This is a genomic window from Snodgrassella sp. CS2, assembly GCF_050310315.1.
GTDB classification, from domain to species: domain Bacteria; phylum Pseudomonadota; class Gammaproteobacteria; order Burkholderiales; family Neisseriaceae; genus Snodgrassella; species Snodgrassella alvi_E.
Genome location: NZ_JBNPBA010000006.1, coordinates 17,980 through 33,493 on the forward strand (window position 1 = coordinate 17,980; position 15,514 = coordinate 33,493).

Sequence of the window (15,514 nt, forward strand, 5' to 3'; positions counted from 1 at the left end):
CCTTTGTGCTTATGTGTGTTTATGCTGCCACACATTAAGATAATCTATTAACAAGTCTTCTAGTTGCATTTTAACATTGAGGGTATGTTTACCGTAAGGGGCTAGCGCATTTACTCTATCGATTAAAGCAAACAGGGATAATGGGTCGATTTGTGCAGTAATCTCGTTCAATGCATTTTGCCAAGCCGGATAATACATGGCACACATATGTTGCTGCGCTAGAGACATATCCAGTAACCATTTGGCCAGCCAGTCGAGAAAGGTTGCTAGAGCCAGTTTCTGTTTGTCAAAAGCAGCAGCATAATCCAGCATGGCAATCAGACGTGGCTTGACGAGCAAAGGGATAAGTTCATTACGTAGCTGCGTATGGCTGTCGTTATCAGAAAACAAGGGTGCCCCGCCGTGAAAGGCAAGCAAATCAGCCGTTTTTTCACCATGTAATTGTTGAGCAAAGGCCAATGCCTCTGCTGGTGTGGGCATGGTTAACACAACCTGACGACAACGACTTTTAATGGTAGGTAGTAGGCGATCTTTCTGATGGCTGACCAGAATAAAAACCATCCCAGCCGGAGGTTCTTCTAGAATTTTCAGCAATGCATTGGCGGCCTGTGTATTCATACTTTCAGCAGGGTAAATTAAAGCCACACGTTTGCCGCCGCGATGGGCACTCAGGTGAGCAAAGTCGAGCACATTACGGATGGTTTCTACTTTAATTTGTGCCAGCTTTCGTTCACCACCGTCGCTTTCTGCTTCTTCCGGCTTTACCATCAGGAAATCCGGATGGCTGTGCTGGCTGAATAAATGACAAGAAGTACATGTACCACACGGCTGATGATTGGCTTGCGGGGACTCACACAGCAGTGCTTGCGCCAGATGCTCGGCAAATTCCCGTTTACCGATTCCCGGATGGCCATAAAGCAACCATGCTTGCGGTTGTTGCTGCCAGTGCTGGGCAATCTGTTGCCAAACAGGTTCGAGCCATGGGTAAATCATGGGTTCAATCCAAACTGTTGTGCCAGACTCTGATTGATTTGCGCTGCTACAGCATCCAGTTGCAGGCTGCTATTAATGATGGCGTAGCGTTGCGGTGCCGCCGCGGCACGGTCTAAATAAACCTGACGTGTGTGTTCAAAAAAATTAGTATCCAGTTGCTCAAAGCGATCGGGACTTGTGTTGTGACTTAGACGCTGCTGAGCCACAGCCAAGGGCACATCCAGTAGTAGAGTTAAATCGGGCTGCAATCCCTGCTGTACCCAGTTTTCCAGAACAGCGATATCAGCCAGAGGAAGACCCCGTCCACCACCCTGATAAGCAAAAGTGGCATCTGTAAAACGATCACTGACAACATGCATACCTTGTGCCAGAGCCGGTTTAATCACCTCATCCAGATGCTGCTGACGGGCAGCAAAAATCATCAGTGTTTCAGTGCGGGCATTGGCACGGGTAGCAGGATTAAGCAAGAGCTCGCGTAACGCTTCACCAATAGCAGTGCCTCCCGGCTCACGGGTAAAGAGAACCGGCAATTGGTGTTTTTCAAACCATGTACGAATGGTATCGAGGTTGGTTGATTTACCGGCACCATCAATCCCATCCAACGTAATAAATTTTGCTTTCATCTATACTAATCTGCTCAGGGTTTTTTCAGAATATACTGGCGAACCGCTGCGTTATGCTCGTTCAGACTGTGGCTGAACTGGCTACGTCCGCTACCATCATTACGCGCCACAAAATACAGGTAATCATTACTTGCCGGATGAGCAGCCGCTTCTAGCGCAGCTTTGCCCGGCAATGCAATCGGGCTGGGCGGTAGTCCGGCGCGAGTATAAGTATTGTACGGTGTGTCACGACGTAAATCAGCTTTGCCAATTTTACCTTTATAGCGGCTGCCCATGCCATAAATCACGCTAGGGTCTGTTTGTAAGCGCATATGCTGATTAAGCCGATTAACGAATACCGCGGCCACATTGCTTCTGTCTTCCGCATGTCCAGTTTCCTTTTCTATCAGACTGGCCATAATCAGCATTTCGTAGTCAGACTGGTAAGGAAGATTACTGCGCCGTTCTTCCCATGCGGCCTGCAAATGTTTCTGCATCGCCTTATATGCTTGCTGATATAGCGATAAATCACTGCTATCAGAGCTAATATCATACGTTGCTGGAAAAAACAGCCCTTCTGCGTGGGCATAATGGGTATCATCTGCCACTTGTTTAAGTATTTGGGCATCAGTCCAGCCACGAGTAAGATGTTCTATATCAGGTGTACTATCAACAATCCTGCGCATCTGTGCAAACGTACTACCTTCAATAATTTGCACATTAATACTGTCTGGCTTACCATTTCGCAGCCTTTGCAGAATCTGCCAGCTTGATACCGAGCGGGGCAAGCGATAATTGCCACGATGAATTTTATCACCCATGCCAAGCATATAGGCCGTGCCAACAAATACCCAGCGGCTGTAAATCACATCATTACTGGTAAGTATCCTGCTTACTCCGCTAATACCATAGCCTGCTGGCACTTTCAAACGATAGCCCGCGTTACTTTTAGGCATAAACAACAACGATGCCCATACTAGCGCAAACATCAGTAAACCCGTCAAAATCAGCAATACCGCCCGTCGTTGTTTACGCCGCATAAAAGCTATCCTGTTAAATAAGATTATTTTAGACTAGCCTGTAAGTATAAATTTAATTGGCAGAAGTCACCACTCCTGCCTTTAATCCAAATGTGTGTCCAGATATGCAATATTTATTGGGTAGAATAGTTTACAGATTGAGAACTGTATTTCCACTTTAACAAGAAAGCTTAAGCTAGGGCTTGCAAAATTCAGTAGTTCAGGTAAAATGCGCAGCCTGTTCAGCAATAAACGCTGTAACAATCGGGGGTATAGCTCAGTTGGTAGAGCGCTTGCATGGCATGCAAGAGGTCAGCGGTTCGATCCCGCTTACCTCCACCATATAAATAATGATTTTATATATAAATGGACGCAAACATGCGTCTTTTTTTGTATCTGCTTTTTACAGCGCTTGCGTTTTGCTCCGGTTTTATAAATTATTCGATTTTCTTTTACCTTTGAAAATAAAAGCAAATGACTATTTGCAAATAAAATCATGCTAAAAATAAGAGAAATGAATCGCATGAATTCCATTTTAGCCAGTTCTAAAAATCTGAAACTCATACACATTCTAATTGAAAGCTATTCTTACTTACTTACTTATATACGAAGCTGTGTAGAGATTTGAAAACATTAAAGTACTAAAGTAGAATTTAGGTGAATTATTATCTGTAACTAAAGGTTAAAGATTAAGCATATTTTGAAATCTGCTATCTGCTTCAAGGTTTTCTCTTTTAAAAAGGTACTCAATCTAACTATGTAACAGATACAATTTGAATAAAAAAGAGATTCTTTTTATTCGAATAAAATAAATTTTAAAGTTTATACAAATTTATATTTCAATTTAATGCAATTTAAAATTGAATTATTTATTTCATTATTTCAATCATTTTTATTAATCAAAATATTTTGGTTTATTTGATATATAAAATTTTGCAGCGATTCTGCATTCATTCCCAAAGCACGCACACATAAAACGCAATCTGCAGCTTGTGTGATACCCCACAGATAATCATCGTTCTCAAGTGGCCAATCTGGCAATAAAGCGGTGTATATTTGGTTAATTAGCTGCTGCATGTCCGTTTTGCTGGCGGCGGTATTGACATAATAGAGGCAGGCTTGATGGGTGTATTGCTCCATCTGTCCCAATACATTAAGAGGTTGGCGATTGGGTTGCCAGAAGATATTGTCGCTTAGTAATGGCTGTTGCTGATAGTCGATGGTTACTCGTGATGACAAATAACGAAAATCCCAGCGTTCATGATTAAGTACGCGGCCGCAGGCGATGATTTCGCCCAAAATTAGCTGGCAGTTATCCGCTAGACTGATTTGCATCCTTTGAGTTAAGGCCGCATCGCGATGCAGCACCAATGGATGCGGTAGATAGCAAAGCCGGCTGTTTTCATGTAGAAAAATACGTGTATGCTGCTGCGCTTCTGCTGCCTGAGGCATGGATTGGATGCGAGTAAAGGCTTGTGTGAACAAGTACAGTTGTGTTTGTTGCGCCAGCTCTATCTCAATATCTATATGATCACCAGCTAGCAAACCCGGCGAAGAACTCATCTGCATCACCAAGAGTGCCTGAGGCCATACCGGTGTAGCCATATGGGGTAAAGTCAGGATTTTCAGTGGCGGGGTATAAAAGCAATTGCCTAAGATTGTCTGTCTGCGCTGGTTGAGCTGAGTAATAAGTGCTAATCGGCTGTGCATTAGCGTATCAAGCCTGCAGGTTCTGCTACATTTTCCAGTAAGGCGTATTTTTTAATCCAGTCTATTATTGTATTGATCCCCTCTTCTGCCATCAGATTGGTGAATACAAACGGCTGCCCTTTACGCATGCGCTGAGCATCATGCTGCATGACTTCGAGACTGGCACCTACGTAAGGAGCCAAATCGGTTTTGTTAATGACCAGTAAATCAGAACGGGTAATACCGGGGCCCCCTTTGCGCGGAATTTTTTCGCCTTGTGCCACATCGATAACAAACAGAGTAACATCGGCCAAATCCGGGCTAAAGGTGGCGGAAAGATTATCACCACCACTTTCGATAAAGACAATCTGAATATCTGGAAACCGCGCCACCATTTCGTCTACTGCTTCCAGATTCATGCTGGCATCTTCACGGATGGCGGTATGCGGACAACCGCCAGTTTCTACACCCATAATACGCTCAGGTGGCAGCAAGCTATTTTTGGTCAGAAACTCGGCATCTTCCTGTGTATATATATCATTGGTGATTACTGCAATGCTGTATTGCTGTGCCATATGGCGAGTCAGTTTTTCAATCAATGCGGTTTTGCCCGAACCCACCGGACCGGCAACGCCGATTTTTATGTATTGACGCATCTTATGTGCAGACCTTTCGCTTTGGTAAGCGCTTAATTGTATTTATTTTGTGAACAATGTTTTTAGACTGTTAAACTCATGTGGACAGACAGAAAGGCAAATCAGCCTTTTCTGTCTGAACGGAGAGTTGATAGCGATCAGGCTGTGAACAGCATCCCAAAGCCAACCAGACCAATCAAGCTGCCAGTCAGGCGTAATAACCATTGCTGTTTGCTCAAGGCCGTACCCAATCCAAAACCGGCGGCGTGCAACGCAGCGGTAACAATAACAAAGCCACATGCATAGCTGAATGCGCCATGAACACCCATTTCAGCACCATGTGCTACGCCGTGAAACAGAGCAAACAGTCCGACCAAAACCATGGCTGCTGAAGCCGGTACTTTTTTAAGCCACGCTGCAGCAAGACCCAGTACCAGTACCGAAGCGGCTATTCCCTGCTCCAGCATCGGTATCTGCATACCATGTGCACCAAGTATAAAACCAACTATCATCACCCCAACGAATGTTGATGGTATTAGCCAGCGTGCTTTTCCGCGGAAAGTAGCAGCCCACAAACCCACGGCCAGCATTGCCAGCAAATGGTCCCAGCCACTGAGCGGGTGCAATGCACCCGCCTGCCAGCCTTCAGTTATATGCCCGGGGTGAGCAAAAGCCAGTACCGGACTTAACAATAACAAGGTAAATATTTTTTTCATGATTTTCTCCATTAAAGATGAATCTAACTCATATATAAACGAGTATATAATCGTTCATGCTGCATGGCTCTGATATCTGTGGCCAGTGTTGTCGCACCTAATTGCTTTATAGAAGGCTGCATACTAGCAGCTACGGTTTCAGCAATCTTTTCATGCAATTCAATTAACAGTTCCTGCCCCGCCATCTGGCTAAGTGGAATCAATTTCACCCCATTAGTAATCAGGCCCACGACAGCGTTGTAATAAAATGCCTGTAGGGTAGCCGCTTTATCTAAATGCATTGCAGCTGCCAGCAGACCAAATACCAGTGGATAAAATCCCCGTACCTGCTGTGACAACAGTGCATCTTGAAACGATCTCACTATGGCTGTCTGGTAATGCGGTGCAAAAATTTTCAGCAGGCGTATGCCGAGTTTGTAGCTGCTCTCACGCAGTTCACGAGCTACTTTGGCAGCACCTATCTGTTTATCTAGCTGCATCAGTGCTGGCAGATTATTGTCTTTGCTGGAATGATAGGCCAATGATACATAGGCACCATCATTGTGTATCCAGTTTTGCTGCAATTGGGTACAAACAAATTCTTTCAGGGTAGCCGAATTATGTACTGCGCCGTGCTGAACAAAGGTTTCCAACCCGCCGGAGTGGTTAAAGCCTCCAATTGGCAGCGTAGGATCAGCCAGTTGCAACAATAAACCTGCACGGGTTAAAGCGTGAATATCAAGCTGGCTTCCAAAGCTGCTCATAGATGCAAACATTAATGATGGTGGTGTTCTGCAAAATCATGGCTGTGGCTATGCGTGTGACTACCGCCCACACCTGGTGCAGAATTGGCACGCAATTGTTCACTTAACCGCCGTTGCTGGCGCGTAGGCGCAAAACCAGCTGCTTGCAACCATTCAAACAATGGTTTATCAAATGGTAACAGTAATTCATTTCCGTCTAAAAACAATGGTGTATGTTTGTTTCCGATTTCATAGCAGGCGCGTGCCATTTCCGCTAGTGTCTGTGGTGCCAGAACCATCACTTCACTAGGCTCAATCTGCACTACGATAGCCAGCTGCTTATCCAGATACACCACATCATCATGATGCAGACGTTGTCCTTCTTTCAGCAGGCGAAAAGCAATTTCACGGCCGTCATTGGTGGTAGTGCGGATAATGCGGCGGTCTGCTTCAAACCATTGCAAAAACACATAATCAATCAATTGGTTGATCAATAAATTTTTCTGCTCAAGATTTTTTTTTGTGTCCAAAATTTTTTCTATTTTAATCATCGTTTTTAAGCACATCTATACTATAGTTGTAAATGGTTTTAGATAATTCTTTAGCCCTATTTACAGAATCTATCTCAGTCCAAACCTGTTTAGATTTATAATATCTGCAGAATTCCTTAACTTGCTGTAATTCCGAAGTATTAAATACTTTTATTTTTCTTGATAAATGGTAATTTTTGCATTCTTTGTTTAAATCTTCAGCTAAAGGCAAAAGATTACCTATTGTATGGGTCCAGTCGGTATCTGTTTTCTGAGATTGAATATGCTCGATAGAAAATTTATTCACTGATAATTCGTCAGTTTTTAAAAGGATTTTTTCATAATTTTTAAATATATATTGAATAATTTTTTTGTCCTTTGTAAACTCATTGGAAAACTTTAACTCAACAAATTTTTTTTCAAAATTTTCATAGGGTATATCGATAATTTTATTATATAAATATTCAGACAAATTGCCTAAAATTTTTTTTATTTTCTTCTCATCCCTAGTTTTAATTAACTCTTGAGAATATTTGGAATAAGTACTTTCTAATCCAGATGCTCGTGAAGAAGTAACAGCTGTAAATATGAAATGAAATATTTCCAATTGATTGAATATTTTTATTAACTGTTTAAGGTTTATTAATTTCTCATTATAATATCCCAACAAAGTTGTCATTAAAGGGTATGGTTGTTTTACTCTGAAATCCTTGATAGCCATTACCGAATTATAAATACTTATTTCAGCATAAAAAACTCTTTCTGGAGAGATTAGTTTCATATAATTTCTAGCAAAACTTAAAAGTTTGAACAAAAAATCTATATAACTTTTTTTATTTTTGGGTATTTTATTTTGAAAACTGGTATATATTTTTTTTTCAGTAACAAATGCATAATTTGCAATCCAAAAATGCCTGAAAAAGACATTCATAAGTACTTTATCATTTTTTGAATTTAAAATTAATTTTAGTTGTTTCCAAGAATTTTTAGCTTCGTCACTGGGATGTAATTCATCAAGGACTTCGAAAATTTTGTTTTTAATTAGGTCTAAAGTTGATAATTCTTTTCCCTTAGCATTTAATGTTTCAAAAATAGTTTGGGCATCTTTCTCTTCTTCTACTGTTATGTAAACTGTACTACAGCGAATAAGCTGATTTCGTAGTGCTTTTAAAAAATTTTTAAATTCAGAAATTTTGTCTTTTTGAAATAATATCTTTTCTTCAAAAAACTTATAAGCTTTTAATAACTTATATTCTTCAGTTGTAAGATCATTTAAATTTGTAATAGATTGTGGCTGTTTAAATTGAATTGCTTTCTGAAAAAATGGTTTGGGAGATTCATTTTCTAATTTAAAAAAATCTTTATAATCTGAATCTTTACCTTCTATATAAACATAGCAACTATTAGCAAAATCTTTATCAAAACTTTCTCCGATATGAGTCAAAACTGAAAGTAAAATTGTAATTGTTGTTAGTCTTTGTTGACCATCTACAATCATAAATTCAGTGTCTTTCTCATCATCTCCAACTAAAACAAAAGAACCTATAAAGTAATCCCGAGTTGTATATTCTTCTGTTTTATAGTCAAATTGTTCAGTAATATCTTTCCAAAATTCCTCAACCTGCTCAATTTCCCAAGAATATTCGCGTTGATATCTAGGTATAATGTATTTTCTTTGTAATGTGAGAATGTCTTTAATAGATCTAGAATAAGCACGAAGATTCATTTTTTTAATCCAATATCGAATAATTTTAAATATATCAAAACAGAAAATACCGCTGCGCCAAAGCTACTTTTCTAGCTGGCTCACAGGTAATATGCTCACCATTCACGCGTACTTCATATGTTTCCGGATTCACGGTAATTTCCGGCATGGCATGATTATGAATTAGGTCTTTTTTACCGATATTACGGCAATTGCGCACAGGAAGAGTTTGTTTATGCAATCCATACCGGCTACGGATATCGTTATCTACTCCAGCCTGTGAAACAAATAATACGGCAGTATCTTGCACAGCCCGTCCCAGTGCACCAAACATAGGACGATAGATTACCGGCTGAGGAGTCGGGATAGAGGCATTCGGGTCACCCATACGGGCATAACTGATGGTGCCACCTTTGATGATAATTTCAGGTTTGACGCCGAAAAAAGCTGGTTTCCATAAAACCAAATCGGCGATTTTGCCGGCTTCGATTGAACCGACATAATCGTTGATGCCTTGAGCTATGGCAGGATTAATGGTGTATTTGGCTAAATAGCGCTTGATACGGAAATTATCATTGTTGCCGGTTTCTTCAGGCAACGAGCCACGCTGCTGTTTCATTTTGTCGGCAGTTTGCCATGTGCGTACGATAACTTCCGCAACCCTGCCCATCGCCTGTGAATCCGAACTCATAATTGAGAATACACCCATATCATGCAGAATATCTTCGGCAGCAATGGTTTCCGGTCTAATGCGTGAATCGGCAAAGGCTACATCTTCAGCCACACTTTTATCCAGATGATGACATACCATCAGCATATCCAGATGCTCATCGATGGTATTCACGGTAAACGGGCGTGTGGGATTGGTAGACGCTGGTAAAACATTCGGATACATAGCAGCTTTGATGATATCCGGTGCATGGCCGCCGCCTGCGCCCTCTGTGTGAAAGGTATGGATTACTCTGCCATCAATAGCACGCATGGTATCTTCCAGAAATCCGCCTTCATTCAGAGTATCGGTGTGGATAGCTACCTGCACATCCATTTCATCCGCAATTTTTAAGGAAGCATCGATAACAGCCGCGGTGGCACCCCAATCTTCGTGAATTTTCAACCCCAGCGCACCGGCGGCTATCTGTTCACGTAAAGGCTCGAGGCTGGCGCAATTGCCTTTACCAAAAAAGCCCAGATTGACTGGTGCCTGTTCTGCCGCCTGTAACATTTTTTGTATATGCCACGCACCTGGTGTGACTGTGGTGGCATTGGTGCCGTCTGCTGGCCCTGTCCCTCCACCAATCATGGTGGTGATGCCGGATTCAATGGCATGGGTAATCTGCTGCGGTGAAATAAAGTGGATATGGGTATCTATTCCCCCGGCTGTGGCTATCAGATTGGCACCATTATGGACTTCGGTGGCCGCACCGATAATCATGTTTGGTGTCACACCATCCATAGTATCGGGATTACCTGCTTGCCCAACGCCCACAATTTTACCATCACGAATACCGATATCAGCTTTGACGATTCCCCAGTAATCCATTATCAGTACATTGGTAATTACCATATCCAACACATTCTGGTTGCTGCGTGTGGCAGTAGCAGACTGCGCCATACCATCCCGAATGGACTTTCCACCGCCAAATTTGCCCTCTTCTCCATAAGTAAGTAAATCGCGTTCTACTTCGGCAAACAATTCAGTATCACCCAAACGCACTTTATCGCCTACGGTAGGCCCATAGGTAGCAACATATTGCTGACGGGAAATTTTCAGGCTCATGGCAGATTCTCGATTCAATTCACTGGTAGAAATATTTAATGGTGACTTAGTTTGGTTCTGTCTGGTATCTGGATACAAATAATTATTGATTGTTTAGACTGCCATTAATGGCATTATGGAATCCAAATATATTTTTCAAACCACCATATTCAGTTAATTCTATGGTTTTTACTTCACCAGGCTCGAAACGTACAGCATTACCAGAAGGCACATTCAGGCGCATGCCGCGCGTTTGTTCTCGTTCAAATTCCAGTGCCGCATTGGTTTCATAAAAATGATAATGTGAGCCCACTTGTATGGGACGGTCGCCACGGTTCACTACAGTAATGGTAAGGGTACGGCGATTCTGATTGGCGATAATATCGTCTGCGGCCAGCACATATTCTCCGGGAATCATACATTTCTCCTGATCAGACGTTGTACGAATATTTTGTTCGCATGCAGTCGCTATTTAGCAGGGCGTAACCTGCAATGTTTGAATTCTGTATCAGCGAATGGGCTGGTGCACGGTCACCAGTTTGGTACCATCCGGAAAAGTTGCTTCAATCTGTACTTCATTTACCATTTCAGCCACACCTTCCATCACGTCAGCGCTGGTTAATAATGTCGCACCATACTGCATTAATTCTGCTACGCTCATGCCGTCACGTGCTGCCTCCTGTAGCTGGCTGCTGATGTAAGCTATGGCTTCGGGATAATTCAGCAGTACACCGCGAGCACGGCGTTTGGCAGCCAGTTCGCCGGCCAGAAACAGCATTAGTTTTTCCTGTTCACGACTGGTTAAATGCATGGTTTGTTTTCCTGTGTAAATATCTGAGTGTTATTTACATTGCGCTATAAACTAAGATAGTTTTATTTACAATTGATAATAAACTTAAAGTAGTGTTTCTGTATATAGGTAGCTGAATGTTTCGGTGAAATTGATAAACCCGTATAAACATATGCTTATACGGGTTTAACACTGCTGAAAACTGGATTTATTTAATATAAACAACCCAATATAAAGAACAATGCAAGTTAAATCACTCCCTGAGCTTTTACTCTGGGCTGGCTTTCCAGTTTATTGAGGGCTGACAGATAGGCTTTGGCACTGGCAACAATAATATCGGTATCAGCTCCCTGCCCGCTAACCAGATGGCCTTCACGCGACAGCCGCACTGTTACTTCGCCCTGACTTTCGGTACCCGCTGTAATGGCATTTACCGAATACAGCTGCAAATCCGCGGTACTACCCGCTTCTGATTCAATAGCTTTGAATACAGCATCAACCGGACCAGAACCATGGCTGCTGGCGCGTTTCTCGTTTCCGTCCACATTAAAGACGATTTCAGCTACCGGCTCTTCACCGGTTTCACTATGAATACTCAGTGAAACGTATTTGTAACGATCAGGCGCGCGGCTGACTAACTCATCTGATACCAGTGCATGCAAGTCCTCATCGAAAATTTCGCGTTTTTTATCCGCCAGCTCTTTAAAGCGGGCAAAAGCCGCATTTAAAGCTTCTTCACTATCCAGTTCAATACCCAGCTCTTGCAATTTGGTACGGAAAGCATTGCGGCCGGAGAGTTTGCCTAGTGTCAGGCGGTTGGTACTCCAACCTACTGATTCAGCAGACATAATTTCATATGTTTCACGGCATTTCAGCACGCCATCCTGATGGATACCGGATTCATGTGCAAAAGCATTAGCACCAACTATGGCTTTATTCGGCTGCACCGGATAACCGGTTACAGTAGACACCATTTTCGAGGTTGGTACTATCTGCGTGGTGTCGATATTGGTTTCCAAGCCAAAAACATCATGGCGGGTTTTCAATGCCATTACCACTTCTTCAAGGCTGGCATTGCCGGCACGCTCACCCAATCCATTAATGGTACATTCTACCTGCCTAGCACCGCCAATCACCGCTGCTAGTGAATTACCCACAGCAAGTCCGAGATCATTATGGCAGTGTGCCGACCAAATTACTTTATCGCTACCCGGTGTTTTCTGAATCAATTCACGGAAAAAGGCTTCTGTCTGAAATGGGATGGCATAGCCCACGGTATCAGGGATATTAATGGTGGTGGCACCTGCTTCAATCACTGCCTGACAGATTTCAGCTAGAAAATTAATATCGCTACGCAATGCATCTTCGCAAGAGAATTCAACATCATCCGTATATTCGCGCGCGATTTTAACGGCTTTGACTGCGGTTTCTTTCACCTGCTGCGGTTTCATCCGCAGTTTATGCTCCATATGCAGGGGACTGGTGGCGATAAAAGTATGAATTCGTTTCTTCCTGGCTGGTGCGATTGCTTCGCCAGCCTTACGTACATCGCGTTCATTTGCACGGGATAATGAGCACACTGTGGCATTCTGGATAATTTCAGCAATGGTGTGAATAGCATCAAAATCCCCTGGGCTGGCTGCCGCAAATCCGGCTTCAATTACGTCCACACCCAGCTTCTCCAATTGGCGTGCAATGCGAATTTTTTCTTCCTTCGTCATAGCCGCTCCCGGCGACTGTTCTCCATCACGCAGAGTGGTATCAAATATAATGACTCGATTATTGGTACTGGTCATTCTTGGTCTCTCCAAGGTAGTGTTATTGTGTTGCATAAATGCATTGATATCGAGCGGCTTGTTTTGTTTCTCAGCCATCAGAATAATTTTTTGCAGTTGATTCAGTGGTAAGGAACCACGCTTACGCCATTTATAGATGGCAGCGGCAGAGGCTGCGCTATCAGGATAATGCTGTTTCAGGGCTTCAGCTAAAGCATTTACGCCACCAAAATAGGCAATTAAGCGGTCTATATTCAATTGCATAACTGACCTTTTGTCCAATTTACTTTTTTCATCATGCTACAATTATTCTATTACGCTAATATACGTAAAATTGGACAAAAAAACAAGTTTATTTTATTCAAAGATATTATTGAAATTATTTTTTAGACATTTTGTACATTTTTATAATGAAGCACGATAAATCGCCACACTACCCTAATATTGAATAGGTCAGACAACGGCTTTCCTATCGGCCTCAGCCTTACATGGCTAAATTTTCTTTCAATCAAATACCTGCAATTACACCTTCAGCATGACATTCGTACACTTTGTAGTAGCCAATTTATTTTTTCTTACAGATGACAACATGCGTGACATTAGGAGCATGAGTCGCTGAGACTTGCTCCTAATAAGTGTTTTACAGTAGCCAGAAATACCCTCTAACATATTGCTTCTTCTGACTTATCAATACTGCTTATTTTTCGATTACCCACCAAATTAGCCTGCACAATTTGCCTTAAGCTTTTGGCAAAATATTGGGATTAGCAAAGCCTGTAGGCTGTACTACTATGGTAATAATGTTTAACGCAGCTTTGGTAAAGGCATTTCGCTAGCAAAATGATTAATTAAACAATCATTTTTCAATTACCTTACCAACCTATTTGTTTACATATTCTAATAAATAAAAGAATCAACTTTAAATTTTTGCTTAAAATCAACATATATACATTAATTATTATTTATAATAAATAAGCTCATTATTAATTGATTTCACATAAATTAATATAATTTTTTGTTTTATTGGGGTAATTAATGAAAATATTGAGAAATTTGCACAAGGTTACAGGATTAATATCTTTAATATTAATTTTATTATTTATGGGCAGTACCATTTATGCAGAAATAAGTGGAAATATTCTTCTAATTCAAAAAGTAAAATCTTTGATTGTTTGGCGCGGTCTGTTTGTTCTGATTCCATGTTTAATTATCACAGGGGCTATTGGTTTCAAACTGGCTGGGCAATCAAAAAATGTTAATATTTTAAAGAAGAGAAAGAGAATGCCATTTATTGCGTTGAATGGCGTTTTTATCCTTATTCCTTGTGCTATATATCTAGAGTATCTTTCATTTCAGATGTTAGATAGTACTTTTTATTCAGTACAAACCTTAGAACTATGTGCCGGATTAATAAACTGCATATTAATCATTTTAAATATTCGTGATGGTATTCGGATTAATAAAATTAAAAAATCATTACTCAGCTAAACTTAAAGTTTTTTGTAGTTTTTCTTTTTATTTCTATAAATATATATTTGTTTTCTGCCTCATGTAGCAGCAGAAAGAGGGGTGGATAAAAATAACTAGACAGAAAAATCAGTTAAATAAGGATTAAATTATATTTTTAGAGTATGGATTAGACATCTTATCTTCAATTTTATGCAATAACCCAAAATCTTGAGAAGTATTGTGTATATCAAAACTAATTTGTTGTGTACGTTTAATTATGAACCATATATTCACAAATGATACTTCTTCTAGGCCTTTAATTTATGTGCTCTTTATAGGTGGTGCAGCTGATAAGGAATCTTTTTTGTGGGGTAATGTCAATTTGCCTCTGAAGAGTCCGTGGCCGCATCGTATTACCTATCATCTAGCACGGCGCTTTCATTTTCGTATGTTTAGATATTTGCAAGCGCACTGGCATTTGCCGTCTGTATTTGTTCGGCATTATTATCGTTGTGATTATTTAAGTTATACAGAAATTTTTTACCGTGAGGCTAAACGTTATCATGATGCTTCGGTGCCTTCGCTGAGACTAAATCCGGCGTTTATCCGTTTATGCCAAAATATTGGCCAGCATACTCAGGTTTTTATTGTTGGCCACAGCCTTGGCGGCTGGAACGGTGCGCATCTGAGCCGGATATTGGCTGCTCATGGTATCCGCTGCCGTTTTTTAGTTACGCTGGATCCAGTAGGCTGTGGAAATCACGATATCCGGATCGCCGGTCATCTGATGCGTCAGGCTCAGATTTACCACAATATTCCGGTACCCGTAGCGAATAAGTGGATGAATATCCGTGGCTTTCACATAAGGCTGGCAGAAAACCGCTTTTCTGCTGAATGGGAAAACTGGGTTTCATGGGCTGGCGGGCAATGGTTAATTAAAACGGCACCACCGGAAAGTCATTTATTGGTTAATCAATGTACACAGTATTCTCATCGGCAGGCTGAAAATATGTTTACCTGCCCTACCCATCTGGGTCTAAGTGCTGCCTCAGCATTAATGCAGGAAATTGAAGCTGTATTGCAGAATGCTGGTTTACCGCCGCTTAACAATTGATTTTTCTTGAAATCTACCT

15 protein-coding genes and 1 tRNA gene are annotated in these 15,514 nt (G+C 41.4%); 3 read left to right on the top strand and 13 right to left on the bottom strand.

Annotated features, from left to right (window positions below; translation table 11 throughout):
- Nucleotides 1-9 precede the first annotated feature (9 nt).
- The 3 genes from holB to mltG are packed head-to-tail and all read right to left on the bottom strand — an operon-like array spanning nt 10 to nt 2,635.
- Complete coding sequence (gene holB, locus ACQP6D_RS08690) at nt 10-993, bottom strand: DNA polymerase III subunit delta' (protein ID WP_427857967.1); 984 nt, start codon at nt 991-993, stop codon at nt 10-12.
- Nucleotides 990-1,616, bottom strand: a complete 627-nt coding sequence (gene tmk / locus ACQP6D_RS08695) for a dTMP kinase (protein ID WP_267391393.1) — start codon at nt 1,614-1,616, stop codon at nt 990-992. The genes holB and tmk overlap by 4 nt, the downstream gene beginning before the upstream one ends.
- A 14-nt stretch (nt 1,617-1,630) precedes the next feature.
- Entirely contained in the window at nt 1,631-2,635 is a 1,005-nt protein-coding gene (gene mltG / locus ACQP6D_RS08700; protein WP_427857968.1) for an endolytic transglycosylase MltG, read from the bottom strand.
- A gap of 245 nt (nt 2,636-2,880) precedes the next feature.
- Between mltG and ACQP6D_RS08705 the strand changes: the two genes are divergently transcribed.
- A tRNA-Ala gene (locus ACQP6D_RS08705) sits at nt 2,881-2,956 on the top strand.
- Between the two features lie 540 nt (nt 2,957-3,496).
- On the opposite strand, the gene ACQP6D_RS08710 is transcribed toward ACQP6D_RS08705, so the two are convergent.
- The 10 genes from ACQP6D_RS08710 to ACQP6D_RS08755 all read right to left on the bottom strand — a co-directional run bounded on the left by ACQP6D_RS08710 (nt 3,497) and on the right by ACQP6D_RS08755 (nt 13,196).
- Nucleotides 3,497-4,324 carry an urease accessory protein UreD gene (locus ACQP6D_RS08710; protein WP_427857969.1) on the bottom strand — a complete coding sequence of 276 codons (828 nt, stop codon included), beginning with the start codon at nt 4,322-4,324 and terminating at the stop codon, nt 3,497-3,499.
- Nucleotides 4,324-4,959, bottom strand: coding sequence for an urease accessory protein UreG (ureG, locus tag ACQP6D_RS08715; RefSeq protein ID WP_100139710.1), 636 nt, complete (start codon nt 4,957-4,959; stop codon nt 4,324-4,326). Before ureG ends, ACQP6D_RS08710 begins: the two co-directional genes overlap by 1 nt.
- 137 nt (nt 4,960-5,096) lie before the next feature.
- Nucleotides 5,097-5,654, bottom strand: a complete 558-nt coding sequence (locus ACQP6D_RS08720; RefSeq protein ID WP_367420100.1) for a HupE/UreJ family protein — start codon at nt 5,652-5,654, stop codon at nt 5,097-5,099.
- A gap of 23 nt (nt 5,655-5,677) precedes the next feature.
- Complete coding sequence (locus ACQP6D_RS08725; RefSeq protein ID WP_427857970.1) at nt 5,678-6,397, bottom strand: urease accessory protein UreF; 720 nt, start codon at nt 6,395-6,397, stop codon at nt 5,678-5,680.
- An 11-nt stretch (nt 6,398-6,408) separates the two neighbouring features.
- Nucleotides 6,409-6,906, bottom strand: a complete 498-nt coding sequence (gene ureE / locus ACQP6D_RS08730) for an urease accessory protein UreE (RefSeq protein ID WP_427857971.1) — start codon at nt 6,904-6,906, stop codon at nt 6,409-6,411.
- 13 nt (nt 6,907-6,919) lie between these two features.
- Entirely contained in the window at nt 6,920-8,632 is a 1,713-nt protein-coding gene (locus tag ACQP6D_RS08735; protein ID WP_427857972.1) for a DUF262 domain-containing protein, read from the bottom strand.
- A 34-nt stretch (nt 8,633-8,666) separates the two neighbouring features.
- Nucleotides 8,667-10,388 carry an urease subunit alpha gene (gene ureC / locus ACQP6D_RS08740; protein WP_427857973.1) on the bottom strand — a complete coding sequence of 574 codons (1,722 nt, stop codon included), beginning with the start codon at nt 10,386-10,388 and terminating at the stop codon, nt 8,667-8,669.
- An 82-nt stretch (nt 10,389-10,470) separates the two neighbouring features.
- Nucleotides 10,471-10,785, bottom strand: coding sequence for an urease subunit beta (ureB, locus tag ACQP6D_RS08745; protein WP_267408279.1), 315 nt, complete (start codon nt 10,783-10,785; stop codon nt 10,471-10,473).
- Between the two features lie 90 nt (nt 10,786-10,875).
- On the bottom strand, nt 10,876-11,178 hold the full coding sequence (gene ureA / locus ACQP6D_RS08750; RefSeq protein WP_100156253.1) for an urease subunit gamma: 303 nt from the start codon (nt 11,176-11,178) through the stop codon (nt 10,876-10,878).
- 227 nt (nt 11,179-11,405) lie between these two features.
- On the bottom strand, nt 11,406-13,196 hold the full coding sequence (locus ACQP6D_RS08755; RefSeq protein ID WP_267391403.1) for a 2-isopropylmalate synthase: 1,791 nt from the start codon (nt 13,194-13,196) through the stop codon (nt 11,406-11,408).
- 771 nt (nt 13,197-13,967) lie between these two features.
- On the opposite strand from ACQP6D_RS08755, the gene ACQP6D_RS08760 reads away from it, so the two are divergent.
- A complete protein-coding gene (locus tag ACQP6D_RS08760) occupies nt 13,968-14,420 on the top strand; it encodes a hypothetical protein (RefSeq protein ID WP_371688035.1) in 453 nt (150 codons plus the stop codon).
- A 238-nt stretch (nt 14,421-14,658) separates the two neighbouring features.
- The gene (locus tag ACQP6D_RS08765) at nt 14,659-15,495 is read left to right on the top strand and encodes a hypothetical protein (RefSeq protein WP_427857974.1); all 837 of its coding nucleotides are present in this window, start codon (nt 14,659-14,661) and stop codon (nt 15,493-15,495) included.
- Nucleotides 15,496-15,514: the final 19 nt, after the last annotated feature.

Excerpts from the sequence above, each read along its gene's own strand:
- holB (WP_427857967.1), bottom strand. The coding sequence starts at position 993 with ATGATTTACCCATGGCTCGAACCTGTTTGGCAACAGATTGCCCAGCAC.
- tmk (WP_267391393.1), bottom strand. The coding sequence starts at position 1,616 with ATGAAAGCAAAATTTATTACGTTGGATGGGATTGATGGTGCCGGTAAA.
- mltG (WP_427857968.1), bottom strand. The coding sequence starts at position 2,635 with ATGCGGCGTAAACAACGACGGGCGGTATTGCTGATTTTGACGGGTTTA.
- ACQP6D_RS08710 (WP_427857969.1), bottom strand. The coding sequence starts at position 4,324 with ATGCACAGCCGATTAGCACTTATTACTCAGCTCAACCAGCGCAGACAG.
- ureG (WP_100139710.1), bottom strand. The coding sequence starts at position 4,959 with ATGCGTCAATACATAAAAATCGGCGTTGCCGGTCCGGTGGGTTCGGGC.
- ACQP6D_RS08720 (WP_367420100.1), bottom strand. The coding sequence starts at position 5,654 with ATGAAAAAAATATTTACCTTGTTATTGTTAAGTCCGGTACTGGCTTTT.
- ACQP6D_RS08725 (WP_427857970.1), bottom strand. The coding sequence starts at position 6,397 with ATGAGCAGCTTTGGAAGCCAGCTTGATATTCACGCTTTAACCCGTGCA.
- ACQP6D_RS08735 (WP_427857972.1), bottom strand. The coding sequence starts at position 8,632 with ATGAATCTTCGTGCTTATTCTAGATCTATTAAAGACATTCTCACATTA.
- ureC (WP_427857973.1), bottom strand. The coding sequence starts at position 10,388 with ATGAGCCTGAAAATTTCCCGTCAGCAATATGTTGCTACCTATGGGCCT.
- ureB (WP_267408279.1), bottom strand. The coding sequence starts at position 10,785 with ATGATTCCCGGAGAATATGTGCTGGCCGCAGACGATATTATCGCCAAT.
- ureA (WP_100156253.1), bottom strand. The coding sequence starts at position 11,178 with ATGCATTTAACCAGTCGTGAACAGGAAAAACTAATGCTGTTTCTGGCC.
- ACQP6D_RS08755 (WP_267391403.1), bottom strand. The coding sequence starts at position 13,196 with ATGCAATTGAATATAGACCGCTTAATTGCCTATTTTGGTGGCGTAAAT.
- ACQP6D_RS08760 (WP_371688035.1), top strand. The coding sequence starts at position 13,968 with ATGAAAATATTGAGAAATTTGCACAAGGTTACAGGATTAATATCTTTA.
- ACQP6D_RS08765 (WP_427857974.1), top strand. The coding sequence starts at position 14,659 with ATGAACCATATATTCACAAATGATACTTCTTCTAGGCCTTTAATTTAT.